Source organism: Lacinutrix undariae, assembly GCF_052934785.1.
Window position 1 is genome coordinate 2,402,877 of record NZ_CM128809.1, and the last position, 20,217, is coordinate 2,423,093.

21 protein-coding genes and 1 tRNA gene are annotated in these 20,217 nt (G+C 31.2%); 14 read left to right on the forward strand and 8 right to left on the reverse strand.

Features of this window, described 5'->3' with window-relative positions:
- Positions 1-118: 118 nt before the first annotated feature.
- The 10 genes from ACU4C5_RS10765 (at position 119) to ACU4C5_RS10810 (ending at position 6,933) form a co-directional block, all read left to right on the forward strand.
- Positions 119-868 carry an AraC family transcriptional regulator gene (locus ACU4C5_RS10765; RefSeq protein ID WP_446844217.1) on the forward strand — a complete coding sequence of 250 codons (750 nt, stop codon included), beginning with the start codon at positions 119-121 and terminating at the stop codon, positions 866-868.
- A 50-nt stretch (positions 869-918) separates the two neighbouring features.
- Positions 919-1,863 carry a DUF2157 domain-containing protein gene (locus ACU4C5_RS10770; protein ID WP_446844218.1) on the forward strand — a complete coding sequence of 315 codons (945 nt, stop codon included), beginning with the start codon at positions 919-921 and terminating at the stop codon, positions 1,861-1,863.
- Complete coding sequence (locus ACU4C5_RS10775) at positions 1,856-2,932, forward strand: DUF4401 domain-containing protein (RefSeq protein ID WP_446844219.1); 1,077 nt, start codon at positions 1,856-1,858, stop codon at positions 2,930-2,932. The genes ACU4C5_RS10770 and ACU4C5_RS10775 overlap by 8 nt, the downstream gene beginning before the upstream one ends.
- The gene (locus tag ACU4C5_RS10780) at positions 2,919-3,407 is read left to right on the forward strand and encodes a GDYXXLXY domain-containing protein (RefSeq protein ID WP_446844220.1); all 489 of its coding nucleotides are present in this window, start codon (positions 2,919-2,921) and stop codon (positions 3,405-3,407) included. Before ACU4C5_RS10775 ends, ACU4C5_RS10780 begins: the two co-directional genes overlap by 14 nt.
- A 164-nt stretch (positions 3,408-3,571) precedes the next feature.
- Positions 3,572-4,135 carry a TetR/AcrR family transcriptional regulator gene (locus ACU4C5_RS10785; RefSeq protein ID WP_446844221.1) on the forward strand — a complete coding sequence of 188 codons (564 nt, stop codon included), beginning with the start codon at positions 3,572-3,574 and terminating at the stop codon, positions 4,133-4,135.
- 76 nt (positions 4,136-4,211) lie between these two features.
- Entirely contained in the window at positions 4,212-4,760 is a 549-nt protein-coding gene (locus ACU4C5_RS10790; RefSeq protein ID WP_446844222.1) for a carboxymuconolactone decarboxylase family protein, read from the forward strand.
- An 88-nt stretch (positions 4,761-4,848) separates the two neighbouring features.
- Positions 4,849-5,163 (forward strand): EthD family reductase, encoded by a 315-nt coding sequence (locus ACU4C5_RS10795; RefSeq protein ID WP_446844223.1) that lies wholly within the window; start codon positions 4,849-4,851, stop codon positions 5,161-5,163.
- 350 nt (positions 5,164-5,513) lie between these two features.
- Positions 5,514-5,861, forward strand: a complete 348-nt coding sequence (locus tag ACU4C5_RS10800) for a hypothetical protein (protein ID WP_446844224.1) — start codon at positions 5,514-5,516, stop codon at positions 5,859-5,861.
- A 47-nt stretch (positions 5,862-5,908) separates the two neighbouring features.
- Positions 5,909-6,553, forward strand: a complete 645-nt coding sequence (locus ACU4C5_RS10805) for a DsbA family oxidoreductase (protein ID WP_446844225.1) — start codon at positions 5,909-5,911, stop codon at positions 6,551-6,553.
- Between the two features lie 11 nt (positions 6,554-6,564).
- Entirely contained in the window at positions 6,565-6,933 is a 369-nt protein-coding gene (locus ACU4C5_RS10810; protein WP_446844226.1) for a DoxX family protein, read from the forward strand.
- Between the two features lie 450 nt (positions 6,934-7,383).
- Here ACU4C5_RS10810 and ACU4C5_RS10815 read toward each other — a convergent pair whose 3' ends face one another.
- The 5 genes from ACU4C5_RS10815 to ACU4C5_RS10835 are packed head-to-tail and all read right to left on the reverse strand — an operon-like array spanning position 7,384 to position 13,388.
- On the reverse strand, positions 7,384-8,133 hold the full coding sequence (locus tag ACU4C5_RS10815; RefSeq protein ID WP_446844227.1) for a succinate dehydrogenase/fumarate reductase iron-sulfur subunit: 750 nt from the start codon (positions 8,131-8,133) through the stop codon (positions 7,384-7,386).
- 6 nt (positions 8,134-8,139) lie between these two features.
- Positions 8,140-10,062, reverse strand: a complete 1,923-nt coding sequence (locus ACU4C5_RS10820) for a fumarate reductase/succinate dehydrogenase flavoprotein subunit (RefSeq protein ID WP_446844228.1) — start codon at positions 10,060-10,062, stop codon at positions 8,140-8,142.
- Positions 10,063-10,066: 4 nt separating this feature from the next.
- Positions 10,067-10,732: a succinate dehydrogenase cytochrome b subunit gene (locus ACU4C5_RS10825; RefSeq protein ID WP_446844229.1), complete on the reverse strand. Its 666-nt coding sequence runs from the start codon at positions 10,730-10,732 to the stop codon at positions 10,067-10,069.
- 32 nt (positions 10,733-10,764) lie between these two features.
- Positions 10,765-12,216, reverse strand: a complete 1,452-nt coding sequence (locus ACU4C5_RS10830; protein ID WP_446844230.1) for an anion permease — start codon at positions 12,214-12,216, stop codon at positions 10,765-10,767.
- 17 nt (positions 12,217-12,233) lie between these two features.
- Positions 12,234-13,388, reverse strand: coding sequence for a porin (locus ACU4C5_RS10835; RefSeq protein WP_446844231.1), 1,155 nt, complete (start codon positions 13,386-13,388; stop codon positions 12,234-12,236).
- A 543-nt stretch (positions 13,389-13,931) separates the two neighbouring features.
- On the opposite strand from ACU4C5_RS10835, the gene ACU4C5_RS10840 reads away from it, so the two are divergent.
- On the forward strand, positions 13,932-14,252 hold the full coding sequence (locus ACU4C5_RS10840) for a hypothetical protein (RefSeq protein ID WP_446844232.1): 321 nt from the start codon (positions 13,932-13,934) through the stop codon (positions 14,250-14,252).
- 93 nt (positions 14,253-14,345) lie between these two features.
- On the opposite strand, the gene ACU4C5_RS10845 is transcribed toward ACU4C5_RS10840, so the two are convergent.
- Positions 14,346-14,430, reverse strand: a tRNA-Ser gene (locus ACU4C5_RS10845).
- A 201-nt stretch (positions 14,431-14,631) separates the two neighbouring features.
- Between ACU4C5_RS10845 and ACU4C5_RS10850 the strand changes: the two genes are divergently transcribed.
- The 3 genes from ACU4C5_RS10850 (at position 14,632) to ACU4C5_RS10860 (ending at position 16,956) form a co-directional block, all read left to right on the forward strand.
- Positions 14,632-15,264 carry an NAD(P)H-dependent oxidoreductase gene (locus tag ACU4C5_RS10850; RefSeq protein ID WP_446844233.1) on the forward strand — a complete coding sequence of 211 codons (633 nt, stop codon included), beginning with the start codon at positions 14,632-14,634 and terminating at the stop codon, positions 15,262-15,264.
- A gap of 70 nt (positions 15,265-15,334) precedes the next feature.
- Positions 15,335-15,751, forward strand: a complete 417-nt coding sequence (locus tag ACU4C5_RS10855; protein ID WP_446844234.1) for a thioredoxin family protein — start codon at positions 15,335-15,337, stop codon at positions 15,749-15,751.
- Positions 15,752-15,762: 11 nt separating this feature from the next.
- Positions 15,763-16,956 (forward strand): DegT/DnrJ/EryC1/StrS family aminotransferase, encoded by a 1,194-nt coding sequence (locus tag ACU4C5_RS10860; RefSeq protein ID WP_446844235.1) that lies wholly within the window; start codon positions 15,763-15,765, stop codon positions 16,954-16,956.
- Between the two features lie 92 nt (positions 16,957-17,048).
- On the opposite strand, the gene ribB is transcribed toward ACU4C5_RS10860, so the two are convergent.
- Together ribB and ACU4C5_RS10870 are read right to left on the reverse strand one after the other, a co-directional pair.
- Positions 17,049-18,209: a 3,4-dihydroxy-2-butanone-4-phosphate synthase gene (gene ribB / locus ACU4C5_RS10865; RefSeq protein WP_446844236.1), complete on the reverse strand. Its 1,161-nt coding sequence runs from the start codon at positions 18,207-18,209 to the stop codon at positions 17,049-17,051.
- Between the two features lie 30 nt (positions 18,210-18,239).
- Positions 18,240-20,207: an LptF/LptG family permease gene (locus tag ACU4C5_RS10870; protein WP_446844237.1), complete on the reverse strand. Its 1,968-nt coding sequence runs from the start codon at positions 20,205-20,207 to the stop codon at positions 18,240-18,242.
- Positions 20,208-20,217 lie beyond the last annotated feature (10 nt).

Consider the following 20,217-nt stretch of genomic DNA (forward strand, 5'->3'; position numbering starts at 1 on the left):
GACATTTATTTATTAATTTCGTGCATTGAATGAATTCAGTGTTATTTTTATGGATAGTAAGTATTATTTAACAGAGGTTGATAAGCAACCTCAGAGTATTTTTTGTTATCATAATTTAATGGGAGAAACCTTTATTGAGTCACATAGTCATGATAAAGGGCAATTTTTATATACCGAAGGAGGCGTGGTGCATGTTAAAACAAATACTAGAGTATATTATTTGCCAGCACGTCATTACATGTGGATTCCTTCGGGAGTTACACATGCCATTTACCCAAGTTCTCCAAATGTGATTATGCGAAATTTGTATTTTCCTATGGCTTCAAATTCTTCAGGATTTTATAAAAAAGAAGGTATTTATCCTATAAATAGCTTACTAATGGAATTATTGCTACACACCAAAAATTGGAATGGCGATATTTTAAAAATGCAAAAAGACAAGTATCCTATTGTGTATGCTTTTAAAACGCTTATTGAGCAAACGGTTTCCAAGTCGTTAGATTTAGAATTACCACAACCTACAGATAGCCGCCTTATAAATGTTATAAATTTTCTTACTGACCAAATTCATAAAGAACATTTACTTCCTAAATTAGCATCTAATTTTAGTATGACAGATAAATCTTTGTATCGCTTATTTAAAAAAGATTTAGGGATGTCTTATATTAAATATTACACGCAATTACGTATTTTTATTTCATTAGAGTATTTAATGGATTCAGATTATAATATTTCGGAAATTGCAAATATGGTTGGATATAATAGTTTACCCACTTTTAGTAATACATTTACCAAAATAATGGGAAAACGTCCTTCGGAATATAGGAAAACAAATGAAGTTTATTTAGAAGCTTCTAATAGCTACTAAATGAGCTATTGTTAGATAAGTAGCAGAATATGAAAATTTAAAATAATTGAATGAAAGATATTGAACGTGAAGATATTCAAATTATAAGTACACATAGTAATTGGTCTCAAACAGGTATTGATGTCGTTTTAAAAAAAGAAATTTATAATGACAAGCAAGCTTGGTTAAAGTTTTTGAAGGTGTTATTTCTTAGTTTGGGTGTGGGATTCACAACAGCGGGAATTCTATTTTTCTTCGCCTATAATTGGGCCGATTTAAACAAATTTGTAAAACTAGGTCTCATTGAATTTTTAATTATAGCAATTACTTTGATTGTTGTATGTGCAACAATAAATTTAAATGTAAAAAAGATATTACTCACTTCGGCAGTTATGCTAGTGGGGGTTTTATTTGCTGTTTTTGGTCAAATATATCAAACAGGAGCAAATGCTTACGATTTTTTCTTAGGGTGGTCAATGGCAGTTGTATTGTGGGTTGTCATTTCTGATTTTGCCCCATTATGGCTCATTTTTGTAATCTTAATAAACACAACATTTATTCTTTACTCAGATCAGGTAGCACACGATTGGTCACTAGTTTTTGTCTGTACGTCACTTTTTATAATTAATTTATTGTTTTTAAGTATTGCTTTATTTATACCCCAAATTAAAGACACTATAAAAGCCCCATTATGGTTTACTCATGTTCTTACATTGATTGTTGTTTTTTTTGCAACAATGGGGATTGGTTCAGGTATTTTTGATGATTATCCAATTGAAATGTTAATATTAACTATAGCTACTATAGCGGTGTATACTATTGCTATTAGGTATGGTATAAAAGAAAAAAACGGATTTTATTTATCTGTATTTCCTTTTAGTATTATCATCATTATTACAACACTTTTAGCAAGTGTTATGAATGATATAGGAATGTTACTTGTAATCAGTTTATTTGTTATTACAAGTGTAACCTTAGTGATTAAAAACTTAATTAATCTTAATAAAAATGGATAAATTAACTTCTAAAAAAATGCTATTAAATCGCATTCGTTTATCAGAAAGTGACACATTTGAGTGTAATGAAATAGCTATTTTAAAGACCTACGAAACTCAAGATGAAAATAAATCTAGTATTGCTATTAAAATACTTTCTGTTTTTGGAGGACTTTTAGCAACATTAGCATTATTAGGTTTTTTATTACTTGCCGGACTTTACGATTCTGAAGCAGGTTTACTTGTTTTAGGTATTGCTTTTATAGGTTTTGCAATTTTTATAAACGCCACATATAACAAAGTTATCACAGGAGCTTTTAGCGTATCTACTTACGTGCTAGGTTATGCATTACTCCTTTTTGGGTTAAAAGAAATGCAAGTTGATGATAATATTATTGTAGTAATACCAATTGTTATAGCCGTTGTATCATTAGCATTAATGCAGAATTATATATTAGTATTTATAGCAACATTTATAATTTCAGCCAGTTTTTTAACACTTATCATAATTAATGATCTGTATGCTATTATTCATTTATATATTGGTGTGTACACATTACTATTGGCTTATCTCTTTTTTAATGAGGCACAATTAATAAGTACGAGTAAAAAAATGGCCAGTTTATATGCACCAATGCGTATAGGGGTGATTTTTTCTCTCTTATCGGGATTAATAGCTATTGGAAAAGTAGGTTTAATTCCTATTTCTCAATATTATTTATGGGTATCGTCACTTATAATAGGTGGGGTTATCATGTATTTAATATATACCATATTAAAAGTCTCTAAAATTGAAACGCTTAAAACGAAACTCTTAATCTATAGTTTTAGCAGTCTGATTTTAATACCTATTATATTTTCACCATCTATTTTGGGGGCTATCACAATTATTTTATTATGCTTTTTGGTGAATTATAAATCGGGATTTGTAATTGGTATTGTCGCATTTATTTATTTTATATCTCAGTATTATTACGATTTAACCTATACGTTATTAACTAAGTCTATTATTTTAATGGCCTCCGGAATTATATTTCTGTTGTTTTATCTATTCATCACTAAAAAGGGATTTCAAAATGAAAAAATATAAATGGATTATCATTTTAGTTAACCTTGTTATTTTATTGGCATTGTTTAACTCTTCAATGTTGAAAAAAGAAACCTTACTCACTAACGGAAAACTTGTTTTATTAGAGTTAGCTCCTGTTGATCCACGATCACTTATGCAAGGTGATTATATGGAATTAGATTATGCAATATCTCAAAACGTAAAGCACGATAGTATTGCTAAAAAAGGCTATTGTGTGGTTAAATTAAATAGAAACGGTATTGCTGAAAGAGTGCGACTGCAAGAAAGTAAAACACCTGTTAATGACAACGAATATCTTATAAAATATAACATAGCCAATTGGAGAGGCATTTATATTGGTGCTGAATCATTCTTTTTTCAAGAAGGAGATGCAGAAAAATATGAAACTGCAAAATATGGAGGTCTAAAAGTTGATAATGAAGGTAACAGTTTGTTGATTGGCTTATATGATAAAGATCGAAATAAAATAGAATAATTAAGCATTTTTAAGCTGTGACAACACATATTGATATTTAGTTTTATTGATTATCAGTATTTAACGTCTTTTTTATTCAGAGTAAAATAATAAAAGTATAAATAAAAGTTAAAAACTTTCCTGTAACTAACTAATCGTTTAGATTTGCAGTGTAATTAAATATAATGGCAAGGAAAAAAGCATATAATGAAGATGAAGTTGTTGAAAAAGCAATGCGTTTATTTTGGCGTAATGGTTATCAAGCAACATCAATGCAAATGTTGGAGACTGCAATGGGCATCAATAAATTTTCGATATATTCTAGCTTTGGAAACAAAAATGGACTATTTCTTGAAAGTTTAAAATGTTATAAAAAAAATGTCAGTAAAATGCTACAAGCTTTTGATAAAGGAACTAATGGCGTTGAAGATATTAAACAATTTTTTTACGATTCTGTAAGTTCTAACTTTAATGAAGGACAAATAAAGGGATGTTTTGTTACAAATACCTATAATGAGTTTTCTGAAAATCAAGATGAACTTATTAAAGAGCAAATGGAAAACTTTATGAATGACATGAAAATGTTATTTATAAAAAAGATTAAAACAGACAAAACAAAAGACGAAAGTACCGTCTTAAAACAAGCTAATTATTTGTTATTAGCAAAGCATGGTTTGGCTGCCGCAGCACGAGTAAACTCGCAAAAAGAAATAGAAGATTATATTGAAATGAGCTTTAAAAATATTTAAAACTTTTTTTACAAATAAACTAAACGAACGGTTAGAAATAAAATATTAAAAAAAAACTACTAAAAAATAAAAAATTATGACAACATTAAAAATTCACAACATTGAAACTGCTCCTGAAGCAAGTAAACCTTTATTAGAAAATTCTCAAAAAGCTTACGGAATGATTCCTGGTTTACACGGTGTATTAGCGGCATCACCACAACTATTAACCGCGTACCAAACCTTACATGAGTTATTTACACAAACCTCTTTTAACGAAGAAGAATTAACAGTGGTTTGGCAAGCTATTAACGTAGAACATGCATGTCATTACTGTGTTCCTGCACATACAGGAATTGCAAAAATGATGAAAGTAGATGATAAAATCACTGATGCTTTACGTAATGAAACACCTTTAGAAAACGCTAAATTAGAAGCTTTACGCACAATGACTTTGTCTGTTGTTAGAAATCGCGGAAATGTATCTCAAGAAGATTTAGATGCTTTTTATGCAGCTGGATATGGAGAGCAACAAGTATTAGAAATCATTTTAGGATTATCTCAAAAAGTAATTAGTAATTATACAAACCATATTGCAAATACACCAGTTGATGCTGGTTTTCAAAAATTTGCTTGGAAAAAATAAAAATGTAGTCCCTAAAACTACAGATTAATAGCTGTAAACCTTCTTCTTTTTTTTGAAGAAGGTTTATTAATTTTATAAAAGACATATTATGATAAAAGTATCCGTAATGTATCCAAACGGCAAAGATGTACAGTTTGATGCAACATATTACAAAACAAAACATTTACCAATGATCGTAGATGCTCTTGGTAGTGCATTAAAAGGTTTAGAATTAGACCTAGGATTGGCTAGCAGAATTCCTGGAGAACCTGCTCCTTACGTTGCCATCGCACATTTAAAATTTGATAGTGTAGCATCTTTTCAAGAATCTTTTGGACCACACGCCGAAACCTTTGCTGCAGATATAAAAAACTATAGCAATGTAAAAGGAGAACTTCAAATTAGTGAATTGGTTACCTTTTAAAACAAAAACCAGAAAGGTGTTTTTAATGAAGATAAAAGAGGAAACTATACAACAAATAGCAAACAAGAGCTTCCAAACCGTTTTTAGAACGACTACGGAAGCACATGGCTTTATGCACCTAGTTTTCAGTAAAAAAGAAATAACACCTTATCAATTTAGGTCTATTATGATAGATCTAAAAAAAAGAATTATCAAAACTTAGTGTTTCAAAATTCAACAAAAAACTAAACTATCATTGGCTTGTACGTTTTGACCAGCAGGTAAACACTCCTTTTCATGTAGACAATGCTGCAGAGCAATCTATTTTAATGTTGGGGTACGAACCTAGTGACATTATAAGTGAATTGCATTTGGCTGATTATCATGCCTACGCTAATAAAGCGTATAAAACACCTGAAGATTATTTTAATAAATTTACACCTGTTTTTAAAGGTGACGAGGACGCATTAAAACCTTTCATTTCAAAAATAAAATCTGTAGATAACGATCATTATTCTATTGTTATAATTAATAATAGTAGTCCAAAGGTTAATGTCGATACTTTAGGTTTGTTTCATAAAGCTTTAATTATTAAGGAGGATTTAAGCAAAAGTAGAATTGTTAATTCTATGGTTTTAAATCTTGTGTCAATAGATAAAATTACAGAAGATCAACAAAAGGAAAACAACTTTCTAAACACTAATCTAATCAGTAAATAGATTAGCGTCACAGAAATCAATATAAAATTCAATTAAAAAATAAAATTATGGCTAATAAATTAAAAATAGATATCGTTTCAGACGTAGTTTGCCCATGGTGTACTATTGGGTATAAACGTTTAGAAAAAGCAATTAACGAACTTGGGATACAAGATCAAATAGAAATTGAATGGCAACCGTTTGAGTTAAACCCGAATATGCCAGCTGAAGGACAAAATGTAAATGAGCATATTACAGAAAAATATGGTTCTACTACAGCGCAACAAAATCAATCGAAGCAAATGATGACGGAAGCTGGTGCAGAATTAGGTTTTACCTTCGATTATTTTGATGAGATGCGTATGGTAAATACTTTTGATGCACATGTTTTATTAGAATATGCTAAAGATTTTGGAAAGCAGACCGAATTAAAAATGTGTTTAACCACAGCTTTTTTTAGTGAACGTAAAGATGTTTCAAAACGTGACATTTTAAAACAAGCGCTAGTAGATGTAAACTTAAATGCCGAAAAGGGTTTAGCGATGTTAGATAATGAGTTAGCTAAATCAGATGTGAGCGCGCAACAAGCTCACTGGAAAAGTTTAGGTGTAAACTCTGTACCTACTTTTGTGTTTAATATGGAAAGTGCTGTTACCGGTGCGCAACCTGTAGATGCTTTTAAAGACATATTATCTCAAATGCTTACTCAATAATACAATACACTATGAAAATAAATAAAATTATATACTATACTTTTACTGTCATTTTTACATTAATAATAGTGTTTTCTGCGGGAATGTATTTTTTTAACCATGATTTTATAAAACAAGCATTTACAAATTTAGGATACCCTACATATCTTATTTATCCGTATGCAACTGCCAAAATTTTAGGGGTAATTGCTATCTGGCAAACAAAATTTATGCGTATTAAAGAGTGGGCGTATTCCGCATTCTTTTTTGCTGTTATTTTAGCCTTTTCAGCTCATATTATGACCAATGATGGGGGAGAAGCAATGTCAATAATTGCTTTAGTTTCTTTAGTAGTATCTTATCTTTATTATAGAATAGTACTCTGTAAATCTTTAAATTAAAATTTTTCACTTCTTGATATAAAAATTTTTAAAAAAAGACACTCATTTTATAAGTGTCTTTTTTATGTAAGCGTTTGTTTAGTTATTATATATTTGATTTTAACGCTCTAAATAATATATTACGAAAAAAAGTTTAAACGCATTACCTCTAGTGTTATTAGGTCTTTATTTTTTATTCAAAAAAGGATTTGGTGAGGTTTCTTTTTTAACCGAAATGATCGTTTTAGGTGTTATTTCAATAATCTTAGGTTTTGTAATCTATAAAAAAGTACAGGCAAACAAAATTTCTAAACCTAGATTAATTTTACTAGCTGTAGCTGTTTTAATGATGTCAGGAATAGCTTTGTATGCTTGTTTTTAATTATTAAAGTGAAAAAAAGTTAATATAAAAAAGGGTGCTTATAATAAATTATAAAAAACACCCTTAATAGTCAACTAACTATGTAATATTTATTTCTTATTTAATAATTTCGCTTTATTATATTCGTAATTCATACGTGCAATATTTAATACCGAAATATTTTCAGGACATTCCACTTGGCAAGCTTCCGTATTTGTACAATGCCCAAAGCCTTCTTCCTCCATTTGTTTTACCATAGTAATTACTCGTATACTAGTTTCTTGTTGCCCTTGAGGTAATAATTCTAACTGTGTAATTTTAGCACTTGTAAATAATGCCGCACTAGAGTTTTTACAACTTGCTACACAAGCACCACAACCAATACAAGCTGCAGCATCAAAAGCAGCTTCAGCAATTTCATGCGTAATAGGAATACTATTTGCTTCTGGAGCTTGTCCAGTATCTACCGAAACATATCCTCCAGATGCAATTATATGATCTAATGAAGAACGGTTTACTTTTAAATCTCTCACTACTGGAAATGCCTCTGCTTTAAAAGGTTCTATATAAATAGTATCTCCATCTTTAAAAGAACGCATGTGTAATTGGCAAGTTGTTGTGTTTTTTAACGGTCCGTGAGCAAGTCCATTAATCATCACACCACATTGTCCGCAAATTCCTTCTCTACAATCGTGATCAAATTCTACCGGACGTTCACCACTTTTTATTAATTTAATATTTAAGGTGTCTAACATTTCAAGAAAAGACATTTCTTTTTGTACATCATCCAAGGTATAATCTTTCAATTCACCTTTACTTTGGCAGTTTTTTTGGCGCCATATTTTTAAATGTATTTTCATAGTATTTTATTTATAGCTTCTTACAGAAGGTTTAACGGCTTCAAAAATTAATTTTTCCTTATTTAATATCGCATCAGAAACATTTTTATGCCATTCCCAAGCCGATGAATAACAGAAATTCTCATCATCACGTTTCGCTTCACCTTCAGGAGTTTGATATTCTGTTCTAAAGTGAGCACCACAAGATTCTTCCCTTTGCAAAGCATCCATACACATTAATTCTGCCACTTCCATATAATCGGCAACACGACCTGCTTTTTCTAATTCACTATTTACTTCAGAAATATCTCCCGGAACTATCAGCTGTTCTTTAAAGTCTTTTCTTAATTGTTGAATGTTTTCTATCGCTTTCTCTAAGCCTTCTTTAGATCTAGAAAGTCCGCACTTATCATATAATTCTTTTCCTAATAACTTATGAAATTCCTCGGCAGTGGTTGTCCCTTTTTTAGAAAGAAAACCTTCCATCTGTTGATTCACGCTTTTTTCAGCCTTCTCAAATTCTGGATGATCAATATCTGTTTTAGGGTTTCTAATTTCATCTGCCAGGAAATTCTGCAACGTATAAGGCAATATAAAATAGCCATCCACACAGGCTTGTAGTAATGAATTAGCACCTAATCTGTTTGCGCCATGATCAGAGAAATTAGCTTCTCCAATAGCAAAAAGTCCTGGAATAGATGTCATTAATTCATAATCTACCCAAAGTCCTCCCATTGAAAAGTGAGCTGCAGGAGAAATTTTCATAGGCTCTAAATATGCATCTACATCGGTAATTTTTTTATACATATTGAATAAATTTCCGTAACGTTCGGCAATAATAGCTTTACCATATTCTTTAAGCGCACGAGAAAAATCTAAATACACGGCATTTTTTAACGGACCAACACCTTTACCGGCATCAATTTGTTCTTTTGCAGATCTAGAAGCAATATCTCTTGGTGCAAGGTTTCCAAAAGCAGGATATTTTCGTTCTAAATAATAATCGCGATCTTCTTCTGGGATATCGTTTGCTTTTCTGGTTTCATTGGCATCTTTTGGCACCCAAATTCTACCGTCATTTCTTAAAGATTCCGACATTAATGTCAGTTTAGATTGGTATTCGCCACTTTGTGGTAAGCACGTTGGGTGAATTTGTGTCCAACTAGGGTTTGCCATATAAGCTCCTTTTTTATGTGCTCTCCAAATAGCAGAAGCATTACAGCCTACTGCTAAGGTGGATAAGTAATATATTTTACCAAATCCTCCAGAAGCTAATACTACGGCATGTGCTCCGTGACGTTCAATTTCTCCAGTATCTAAATTTCTAGCTATAATTCCTTTTGCTTTTCCGTCAATTAAAACCAAATCTAACATTTCATGTCTGGCATATAAGGTCACTTTCCCGGTATTTACTTGTCGCATTAATGCTTGGTAAGAACCTAATAAAAGTTGTTGTCCTGTTTGTCCTCTAGCATAAAAAGTACGTGACACTTGTACACCACCAAACGAACGGTTTTTTAAATACCCACCATATTCTCTACCAAACGGAACCCCTTGAGCTGCGGCTTGATCTATTAAGTTTGCAGAACATTCTGCAAGACGATAGGTGTTGGCTTCTCGCGAACGAAAATCGCCACCTTTTAACGTGTCGTAAAACATACGATATACGCTATCTCCATCATTTTTATAATTTTTTGCAGCATTTACACCACCTTGAGCAGCCACAGAATGTGCGCGTCTTGGGGTATCTTGAAAGCAAAAACTCTTTACGTTGTAGCCCATTTCGGCAAGTGAAGCAGCAGCCGAAGCTCCAGCTAAACCTGTTCCAACCACAATAACTTCTAATTTTTTACGGTTATTAGGACTTACTAGTTTCGCTGTTTTTTTATAATTTTCCCATTTTTGTTCTAATGGTCCTTCTGGTGTTTTTGCGTCTAAATGATTGTTCATGTCCTTAGCGGTTTAGGTAAATAAAAATTGGTATGATAATGTAACCAACCGTCATAATTATTGAGAATGCGATGCCTAAATATTTTACTATTTTAGAATATAGTGGGTGGTAAAGCCCTAATGTTCTGTGTGCACTGGCTATACCGTGTAATAGATGATATCCTAATGAAATAATAGCTAAAACATATAAAATAACGTACCAAAGCTGGTCGAAGGCCACAATAACTAGTGTGTATAAATCTTTGTTCCCGTTTTCATCTAAAGGCAATTGGGTAAATTTATATTGATACCAAAAATCTTTAAAATGAATCACTAAAAACAGGAATAAGATACTTCCTAAAAACATCATATTACGAGCGTACCATTTGCTGGCTCTTCCTCTTTTATCTCTAGCGTATTTTTGCCCATTTGCCTTTTTACTTTTCACCGTAAGGTAAATAGCATCTATAGTATGTAATAGAATACAGATATAAAGTACAATAGCAATAATTTCTATAACAATATTACCGGCTAACAAATGACTGTACCAATTGTATTGCAATCTAGCTTCGGCTTCAGGTAGTAAAAGTTGCAGATTTCCAAATAAATGGATGATAAGAAAGAACGAGAGAAAGAGCCCGGTGAGCGCCATTAAATTCTTTCGTGTTAAGGCATTTTTAAAGTACCACATAGTTGATTGTTTTATTATTTATAAATTAATTCCTACCATAAACCTAATACTTTCCACCATGCGCCTCCAATTCCGAAGAAAATAACAAGATAGAATATACTTAAAATGAATCCGTTTCTCCACCAACTACCTAATTCTACATACCCACTACCAAAAAAGATAGGTGCAGGACCGTGGCCATAATGTGTAAGTGTACCAAAAATACCACCACAAAAACCTAGAAATAAAGCTAACATTGTTGGCGGAACTCCTAAAGCGATACCTACTGAAAGCATGGCAAAATAAAGAGCAGCTACGTGAGCGGTAGCACTAGCAAACATATAGTGTAAGTAATAATATACTAACACAATTATAGGGAATGCGTAGTACCAAGGTAATCCTGATATTTGATTTTCTATAAGACCAGATAACCAAGGAATAAATCCTAGTTTAGCTAAATAACTAGCCATCATTACTAAAGATGAAAACCATACTACGGTATCCCAAGCGCCTTTTTCACTTTTCACATCTGCCCAACTTAGTACTTGGGTGACTAATAAGAAACATAACCCTAATAAGGCTGTTGTAGTGGCGTTAACTTGTAGTGTGCTACCAAATATCCATAAGATTAATAATATTAAAAAGGCGGCAACCATAATCCATTCGTCTCTATGCATTTTACCCATTTTTTGCAATTCTAATCTTGCAAGTTCTGGAGCGTTACCTGTGTTTTTTAATTCAGGTGGATTAATTTTATATAGTAAATATGGCATTAATAAAAATGAGGCTAACCCAGGAATTAAAGCTGCAAGCGCCCAACTTCCCCATGAGATTGTAACCCCTAAATCTGCAGCAAATTTTTGTGCCATTGGATTACTCGCTGTACCAGTTAAAAACATAGTAGAAGTAATTAAATTGGCATTATAAGAACTTAAAGTTAAGAAATTTCCTGCTTTTTTATGTGTTTTAGGGTCATCTGGCATTGAACCTAAACTCATTGCAACCGATTTCATAATTGGGTAAATAATACCTCCCGCTCTAGCGGTATTACTAGGAACAGCTGGTGCCAAAATTAAATCGGCAGCATTTAAACCGTAAGCCAAACCTAGTGTTGTTTTACCAAATTTTTGAACAAAATAATATGCTAATCTAGCACCCAATCCGGTTTTAATAAACCCTCTAGCAATAAAGAATGCCATACCGATAAGCCATATAATTGAATTTCCAAAACCACTTAAAGCATTGGTGATTCCTTCTTTTGTAGGGTTAACAGATCCTTCTGAAACTAAAACGCCAGAAAAAGCAGATAATGCAATACCTAACATTGCCATGGTTCCCATTGGAGCCGCTTTAGCAATGATTCCGAAGATTACAAAGGCGAAAATGTTGAATAAATGCCAAGCGTTAACAGTTAAACCATCTGGAGTGGGGACGTGCCAAAGTCCAATTGCCAAAATCGCTGATATAGCAAGCGTTTTGTAGTTGATTTCTGATTTGGTTTTCATAATAGTTATGATTTATTTTATTGAAATGCGATTTGATATTGAATAAGAAACTGTTTACTATCGTAATTTTTAGTTCCTGGAATATTATGTTGATAATCATTAAAAACACCAACTAGTGATATTTTTGAATCATAATCTCCAGAAAACACCATACTTAACATTGGAACATAATCGCGTAAAATATCTCCTTGTTGGTTAATATTACTATCTATATACTCTTGTCTGAAACTAAAGTCTATACTGCGTATACGAGGTGTATTGATTTTGTAGCGCAATTTTAATAGCGAGTAAAACCCTTCCATTCTGTAATCTTTTAAATTAGGATCTGTAATAGTTGCACTTCTAAAATCTGTAAAGTTGGTTCCTTGTTTATATTCAGCATTAACATCTATTTCCCATAAATCGTTAATAGGATATTTTAATTTAGCATCAATACCGTAAGCATTTGCTTGATCGCCATCATAATCGGCAATACCAGCATTAATACCTAATTGTAATTGCTTAATTGGAAAATATTCAAAACGAAGGGTATAATTTTTTGAGCTATCATTATCTCCAACTTGGTTTTTATTGTTTCCGTTATAGGTTGTTAAATAGTAGTAAAACGGAATATTCTTTTTGGTTAAATTTCCGTAGATAGCAGCACCTGTTTGAAAGCTTTGCCATCCATTTTTACCAAATAAACTGTATTGGTTAGACCATTTGTAAGAATTATCTAACTGAAAAGGATGCAGATCTTCTAGTCCAAAATAAGGTCTAAATTGGCCTAAACGCACATTTAAATACGAACTACGAGAATAAGTTACAAACGCATTTTCTAAAACCTTTGTAGATACGTCATCATTTTTAAAATCGGCTAGGTTTACCAAAATAGAACTAGAAAAACGGTCGTTAATTTTAAACACAGTAGATAAACGTGCGTATTGTAACTCAAATGAATTAGAAACAACTTGTTGATCGGTAGCCTCTGGATTTATAAAATGTTGTCCTGAATAGTCAATGTTTTTGTCTAAAGAAGTAACGTAACGTCCAACTATAAGTGATTTTAGCGTAAATTTTCGTTGAAACGTTGAGTAGTTATCAATCGTATCTGTTTTATTTTGGGAATAGCTTGTAAAAGTCATTCCTAAAAGCAGACATAAAAGTGAAATGCTTTTTGGTAAAGTGAGCATAGTTTTGTGTTTTAGTGATAGTTCATCAAAGTTGAAAAATATGCGGTAAGAAAACTATGACATTTATCATGTTAGGAATATAATTATGTTATTTTTATGTAAAATACTGATTAAGTGTTTTTTAATGTTTTATTTATATGAATTTACTTACATTTTTTGTGAATGTGTTTTTTCAATCGTTTTAGTGAAGTTTTATGCTGCTATTAACAACGATAAACTGTAAAAATGATGATGAACTAGAGGCGTTTCTCATTATTTTTAAACTGATTTTTTATTACAGAGCACTACAATTAAAATAAAATTTTTATGGAATTATTAATGTGAATAGTTTTTTAACGACTATATCCTTATCCGCAAATAGAAAACAGATTAATAGGGGAGTAAAAGGTTGTATACCATCATATATACTTTATTACTTTGTATTTGCTTATTTATGAAACTCTAGTAGATTCTATATTCAGTTTTATTTTTGAAATTTAGTAACTTAACCATTTAAGAAATCAGATATAATTACGCGATCTATAATTAACCAAAATATTCAAAATGAATAAACGAACAATTGAAATTAATAGAAGACAACAATATGCTAATAAAGCAAGAGCTATTGGAATCTATATCAATGATAAAAAAGTTGACACTATTAAAGATGGAAAAACAAAAAAAATTGAAGTAGATTCTGATGAAAATGAAGTTTATGTAAAAATAGATTGGTGTAAAACCAAACTTGTAAAAATTAATACTAAAGAAAACGAATTGACAAAACTTGAATTAGGTTCAAATATTTCTGGTTGGAAATCATTGTTAGCTATTTATTACATAACTTTTAAAACTTCAGAGTATTTATATTTAAAAAGTAATAATTAGGATTAAAAGTATTCCTACCGGACAGAAATTGTTCATCTTAGAAAAGTCTGTAAAATCAAAAACCTCATAATCAAAAGATTATGAGGTTTTTTGCGGAGAAAGAGGGATTCGAACCCCCGGAGGTGTGACCCTCAACAGTTTTCAAGACTGCCGCATTCGACCACTCTGCCATTTCTCCGAGTGTCTTATTAGGTATTCCCTAATTGCGAGTGCAAATATATAACCCTTTTTCGATTAAATAAAATAAAATCAGACTTTTTTTTAAACTTTTTTAAAAACAATTTTTAAGTGTTTGATTCACAGATTTTAGAAGTTTTTATTTTTTTAAAAATATGTTATTTAATAAGCAAAACTTACTTTTGTGGTATAAAAACTTACTATGGATATAATTAATAAACTCGAATGGCGTTACGCTACAAAAAAGTTTGATGATACAAAACAACTTACGAGTGAGAAGGTAGAGCTCATTAAAAATGCATTCAATTTAACCGCAACATCATTTGGTTTACAAACCTTAAAATTACTTGTTATTTCTAATAAAGAATTACAAGCTAAACTATTACCATATGCATATAATCAACAGCAAATAGTACAAGCATCACACGTATTAGTTTTATGTATACAAGATCAAATTCCTGTTAATGATGTTGATACTCATTTTAATAATGTTATTGAAACACGTAATACAGATCCCAAAATATTAGCACCATTTAAGACGCAATTAAAAGATACTATTCAAAAAATGTCTGTTTCAGAACAGCAACAATGGTCTACCAAACAAGCTTATATTGCTTTAGGTAATTTAATGACGGTTTGTGCAGTTGAGAATATCGATGCTTGCCCAATGGAAGGTTTTATACCAAATCAATTTGATGACGTCTTAAACTTAAAAGCTCAGAAATTAAAATCAGTTTTATTATTACCTATAGGTTATCGTAGTGAAGATGATATGTTTTCTACATTAAAAAAAGTAAGAAAATCTGTTAATGATACGGTTATCGAATTTAATTAAAAGGAGTAATCGCTTTTTTTTGACAACGTTATCTAATACCTTATATTTGTTAAGTTAATACCTTACAATTATGAAAAAATACATCATCATTATCGGTTGCTTATTTAGCTTAAATGCAATAGCTCAAAGTACTCCAACGAGTAAATCATTAAGCTTTAATGACGCTAAAACCATTTCGAAAACTCAAAATAAACCTATTGTTTTATACTATACAGACTCAAAAGATTGTGAGACTTGTGATAAAACTAATGGTGCTTTTTTTGCTTCAGAAGCTTATAAAACCATCACTAATAAAGTGGTTTTAGTAGTTATTGATGAAGAAAATAAAACCGTTCCAGAATGGCGATTAATTCCTCATTATAATAAAACACAAACATTTCCGTCGTTAGTAACTGTTGATTATAACGGAAGACAACTAGGAAATCATATTACAAAATTTGATAACGCAACTATAAAAGAATATATCACGTTCTTAAACACATTATAAAAACAGTAAATATGCCAGGATTTGAACGATTTGGAGATGCCGAACGTAAAGAAGTTAATGATGTTTTAGATAGCGGCGTATTAATGCGCTACGGTTTTGATGGCATGAGAAATGGCCATTGGAAAGCTAAAGAATTAGAGACCGAATTACAACAACAACTCCAAACCAAATATGCGCAATTAGTTTCTAGCGGAACTGCAGCTGTAACCATCGCTTTAGCTTCGGCAGGTATTGGTGCAGGTGACGAAGTAATTATTCCTAATTTTACTTTTGTAGCAAGTTTTGAAGCTATAATGATGCTTGGAGCTGTGCCAATTTTGGTAGAAATAGATGATACTTTAACATTAGATCCAGAAGAAGTAAAAAAAGCTATTACGCCAAAAACAAAAGCAATTATGCCTGTTCACATGTGTGGAAGTATGGCAGATTTAGACGCTTTACAAACTATATGTAAAACGCATAATTTAGTACTTGTTGAAGATTCTTCGCAAGCAACTGGTGCAACTTATAAAGGGAAACCAGTAGGAAGTATTGGAGATTTAGGCTGTTTATCTTTAGATTTTGTGAAAATTATCACCGCAGGAGAAGGTGGAGCCGTATTAACAAATAACGAAAAATATTACCAACATACAGATCATTATAGCGATCACGGTCACGACCATAAAGGAAATGATAGAGGTGCAGAAACACATCCGTTTTTAGGTTATAATTTTAGAATTTCAGAATTACATGCTGCTGTTGGTTTAGCGCAATTAAGACGTTTAGATGAATTTGTTTCAGTACAAAAACAACATTATACTATTCTTAGAGAAGCGCTGTCAGAAATCCCCGAAATTACTTTTCGTAAAGTACCAGAAGGCGGGGAGGAGAGTTATTCTTTTTTGAGTTTCTTTTTACCAAATTTAGAGATTGCCCGTAAAACATCAAAAGCATTTAAAGATGCTAGTGTTGATGCGTGTTTTCATTATTATGATAACAATTGGCATTATATTAGAAAATGGGAACATTTAAAGGACTTAAAAACGTTATACCCATTATCGCAAGAGGTAAAAGACGGAATGAAATATTTACAGACCAAACAATTTCCTAAGTCAGATCATTTTATAGGTAGAAATATATCATGCCTTATAAAGTTATCTTGGACGGAAGAAGAGGTTAGAGAACGCGCTAAAAAAATGGTTGAAGCCATAAAAAGCAGCTTATAATACATACAGTAAATTCTATTTAAAATAGAAATCAAAAAAAGCGGTCAGATAAATTATCTGACCGCTTTTTTTATATAAAACTATTGTGTGTTTTAGTAGTTTACGTAATCTGTAATTTCAAGACCGTAACCAATCATACCTACACGTTTTGTTTGTTCGCTATTAGAGATTAAACGTAATTTATGAATGTTTAAATCATGAAGTATTTGTGCACCAATACCAAAATCCTTACTATCCATTTCCATACGTGGTGCTTTTACAACTTCGCCAGCTACTTGCGCATCTTTTAAAGCATTTAAGCGTTTTAATAAGTTCATGGTTTGTGATTGTTGGTTGATAAAGATAATGGCACCTTTACCAGCTTCATTAATCACCTTAAACATATCATCTAACTTCTCATCTGCGTTATTTGTTAATGTTCCAAGAATATCATTGTTTACAAGCGTTGTGTTTATACGCGTTAAAACAGGCTCGTCTACAGACCAAGATCCTTTTGTTAAAGCAACATGAATTTGATCGTTTGTAGTTTGGTGGTAAGCTCTTAATCTAAAACTTCCAAAACGAGTTTCAATATCAAAATCTTCTTTCTTTTCTATTAAAGAATCGTGCTCCATACGGTAAGCTACTAAATCTTCAATCGATATAATTTTTAAGTCGAATTTTTTAGCAACTTTTACCAATTGTGGTAAACGCGCCATAGTTCCATCTTCATTTAAGATTTCAACTAAAATTCCTGCTGGTTTTAATCCTGCTAAACGCGCTAAATCTACTGATGCTTCAGTATGACCTGTTCGTCTTAAAACTCCACCGTTTCTAGCGCGTAAAGGAAAAATATGTCCTGGACGTCCTAAATCGTGTGGTTTAGTCTCATCTTTTACTAAGAATTCTATAGTTTTTGAGCGGTCATGTACAGATATTCCCGTGGTACATCCGTGACCAATTAAATCTACAGATACTGTAAAAGGTGTGTGGTGTAAAACAGTATTGTTTTGTACCATTAAGTTTAAATCTAACTCTTCGCAACGATCTTCTGTAAGTGGTGCGCAAATTAATCCACGACCATTTGTAGCCATAAAATTAATCATCTCTGGAGTTACTTTTTCTGCAGCAGCAATAAAATCTCCTTCGTTTTCACGATCTTCATCATCAACAACAATAATGATTTTTCCTTGACGGATATCATTTATTGCATCTTCAATTGAATCTAATTTTATATTTGCTTGTGAGCTGTTTTCAGTAGTTGTGGTTGACATAGTGTTTTTATTATAGTGCAAAGATATAGCTTATTTTATATTCTTGATAGCACTTTTAGTAATCTCTTGTTTTACTTTATTTTTTATTAAAAAGTAGGTGATAGGGTAAAATATCGCACCAAAAATAAGTGATATATATTGTGGTGTTTTTGTTTTAAATTTTAAAGATTTATAAAATCGAATTAAAACTACAGAAGATACAATACTGTAAATGATAAAAAATACAAACGCAACCATACTTAAATTAAGTAATGTTTGTGCAAGCTCTTCGAGTTTGTTGTTTTTTAAGATGAAAAATAATAGGATTAATACTGCTCCAATACTATACGATATAAAAGTGGTTAGTGCGTAATCACTATAATCTTTTACAAGTGTTTTGGAAGCAAAATAATTAGTGTCTATAACAATACCTTCTGCTTGAATTTGTATATCAGAAAGTCCTTTTTCTTTTAAAAGTTGATAAGCAATTGGTATAATTGTCTCGTCATAATCATAATTGTTATAATTTTTTATAACATCAATAAGTTTGTCTTCGTTAAAACCTTCAACTAATCTTAAGTTTAAGTTAGACTCGTTTTTAGGTGTAATCTTGAATAGTTTTTTGATAGGAATTATGATAGAATCAAAATCAAATAAACCTCTATCATTTGTAGCTCTACTAGTTAAAAATATACCTAACGGAAACATAATTAGCGTAGAAAGCCATGTCCCAAATATAGAATTTATAGAGCCTTCTTGAGCACTGTTTTTTGCGAAAATACCAATAAAGTGATAGGTTAAAAATAGTAGTATGGCAATAATCATTGGTAAGCCAATACCTCCTTTTCTAATTAAAGCACCTAATGGAGCTCCTACAAAAAAGAGAATTACACAAGCAAAACCTAAAGCAAATTTTTCGTGTAATGCGATGATGTGCTTATTAACTAATTTGTTTTTTTTAGAAATAGAAGCGGCTTTTGTTTTTATTATTTGCGTGGTACTATTTACAGTATTTGATGTTAAATTAAGAATTTGAATTTTTTCTTTAACAGAAAAAAACTCTAATACATTACGATCATTTATAGTGTCTTTTTTTAATTCAATATTACTGTTTAAGTCCTTTATAGCTGTACGATTATACAACGTTTGAGAAATATCTTGATAGTTTTTATGCTGATCTTCATATAAGCTATCAATTACAGTACTTAAATCTGCAACACCAAGCATGTTGTACTTGTTGCTATAATTTTTGTCGTCTAAATCTACATCATTTAAACCTTCTAAATCTACATTGATAATATACTTATCAAACGCGCTTCTTACATGGGGTTTTTTAACACTCTGCTTTGGGTCTTTACTAAAGATTTCTTCGTAAAAATGGCCGTTATACAATACGAGTTGTAGCATATTTGAGTTCTCACTACTTATTAGTTCTCCCGTTTTAGAAACGATAACCGTATAGTTTCCTACTCTATTAGGTGCTTTTTTATGAATAACTACAGACTCTAAAAACTCACCTTTTTCACCACTCTTTTTTTCGACCTTAATATTGTATTCGCCAATTTCATTAAACTGACCTTCGGCAATAGCCATTGCAGGTTTTAATTTAGCAATGTTTTTACGTAAATTATAAGATTCGTATTCTGCCCAAGGAATTACATTATTGGAGAAAAAGAAAGTTCCAATAGCAAGTATAAATATAAAAATACTTAAACCCCTCATGGCACGTTGTAATGAAATCCCTGTAGATTTCATTGCAGAAAATTCATAGTTTTCAGCAAAGTTTCCAAATACCATAATTGACGCTAACAATATAGTTAGCGGTAATACTAATGGAATTAGTTTTGGTGAAAAATATAAAAGGAACTTACCAACAATTAAGAAATCAAGTTCTTTACCGGCAAGTTCTGAGATGTATAACCAAATTGTTTGTAAAACAAAAATGAGCATGAGTATAATAAACACGCTCAAAAATGTTCTTAAGTAGGTGGTAAGTATGTACCTATCTAGTATTTTCATTTATGAATTA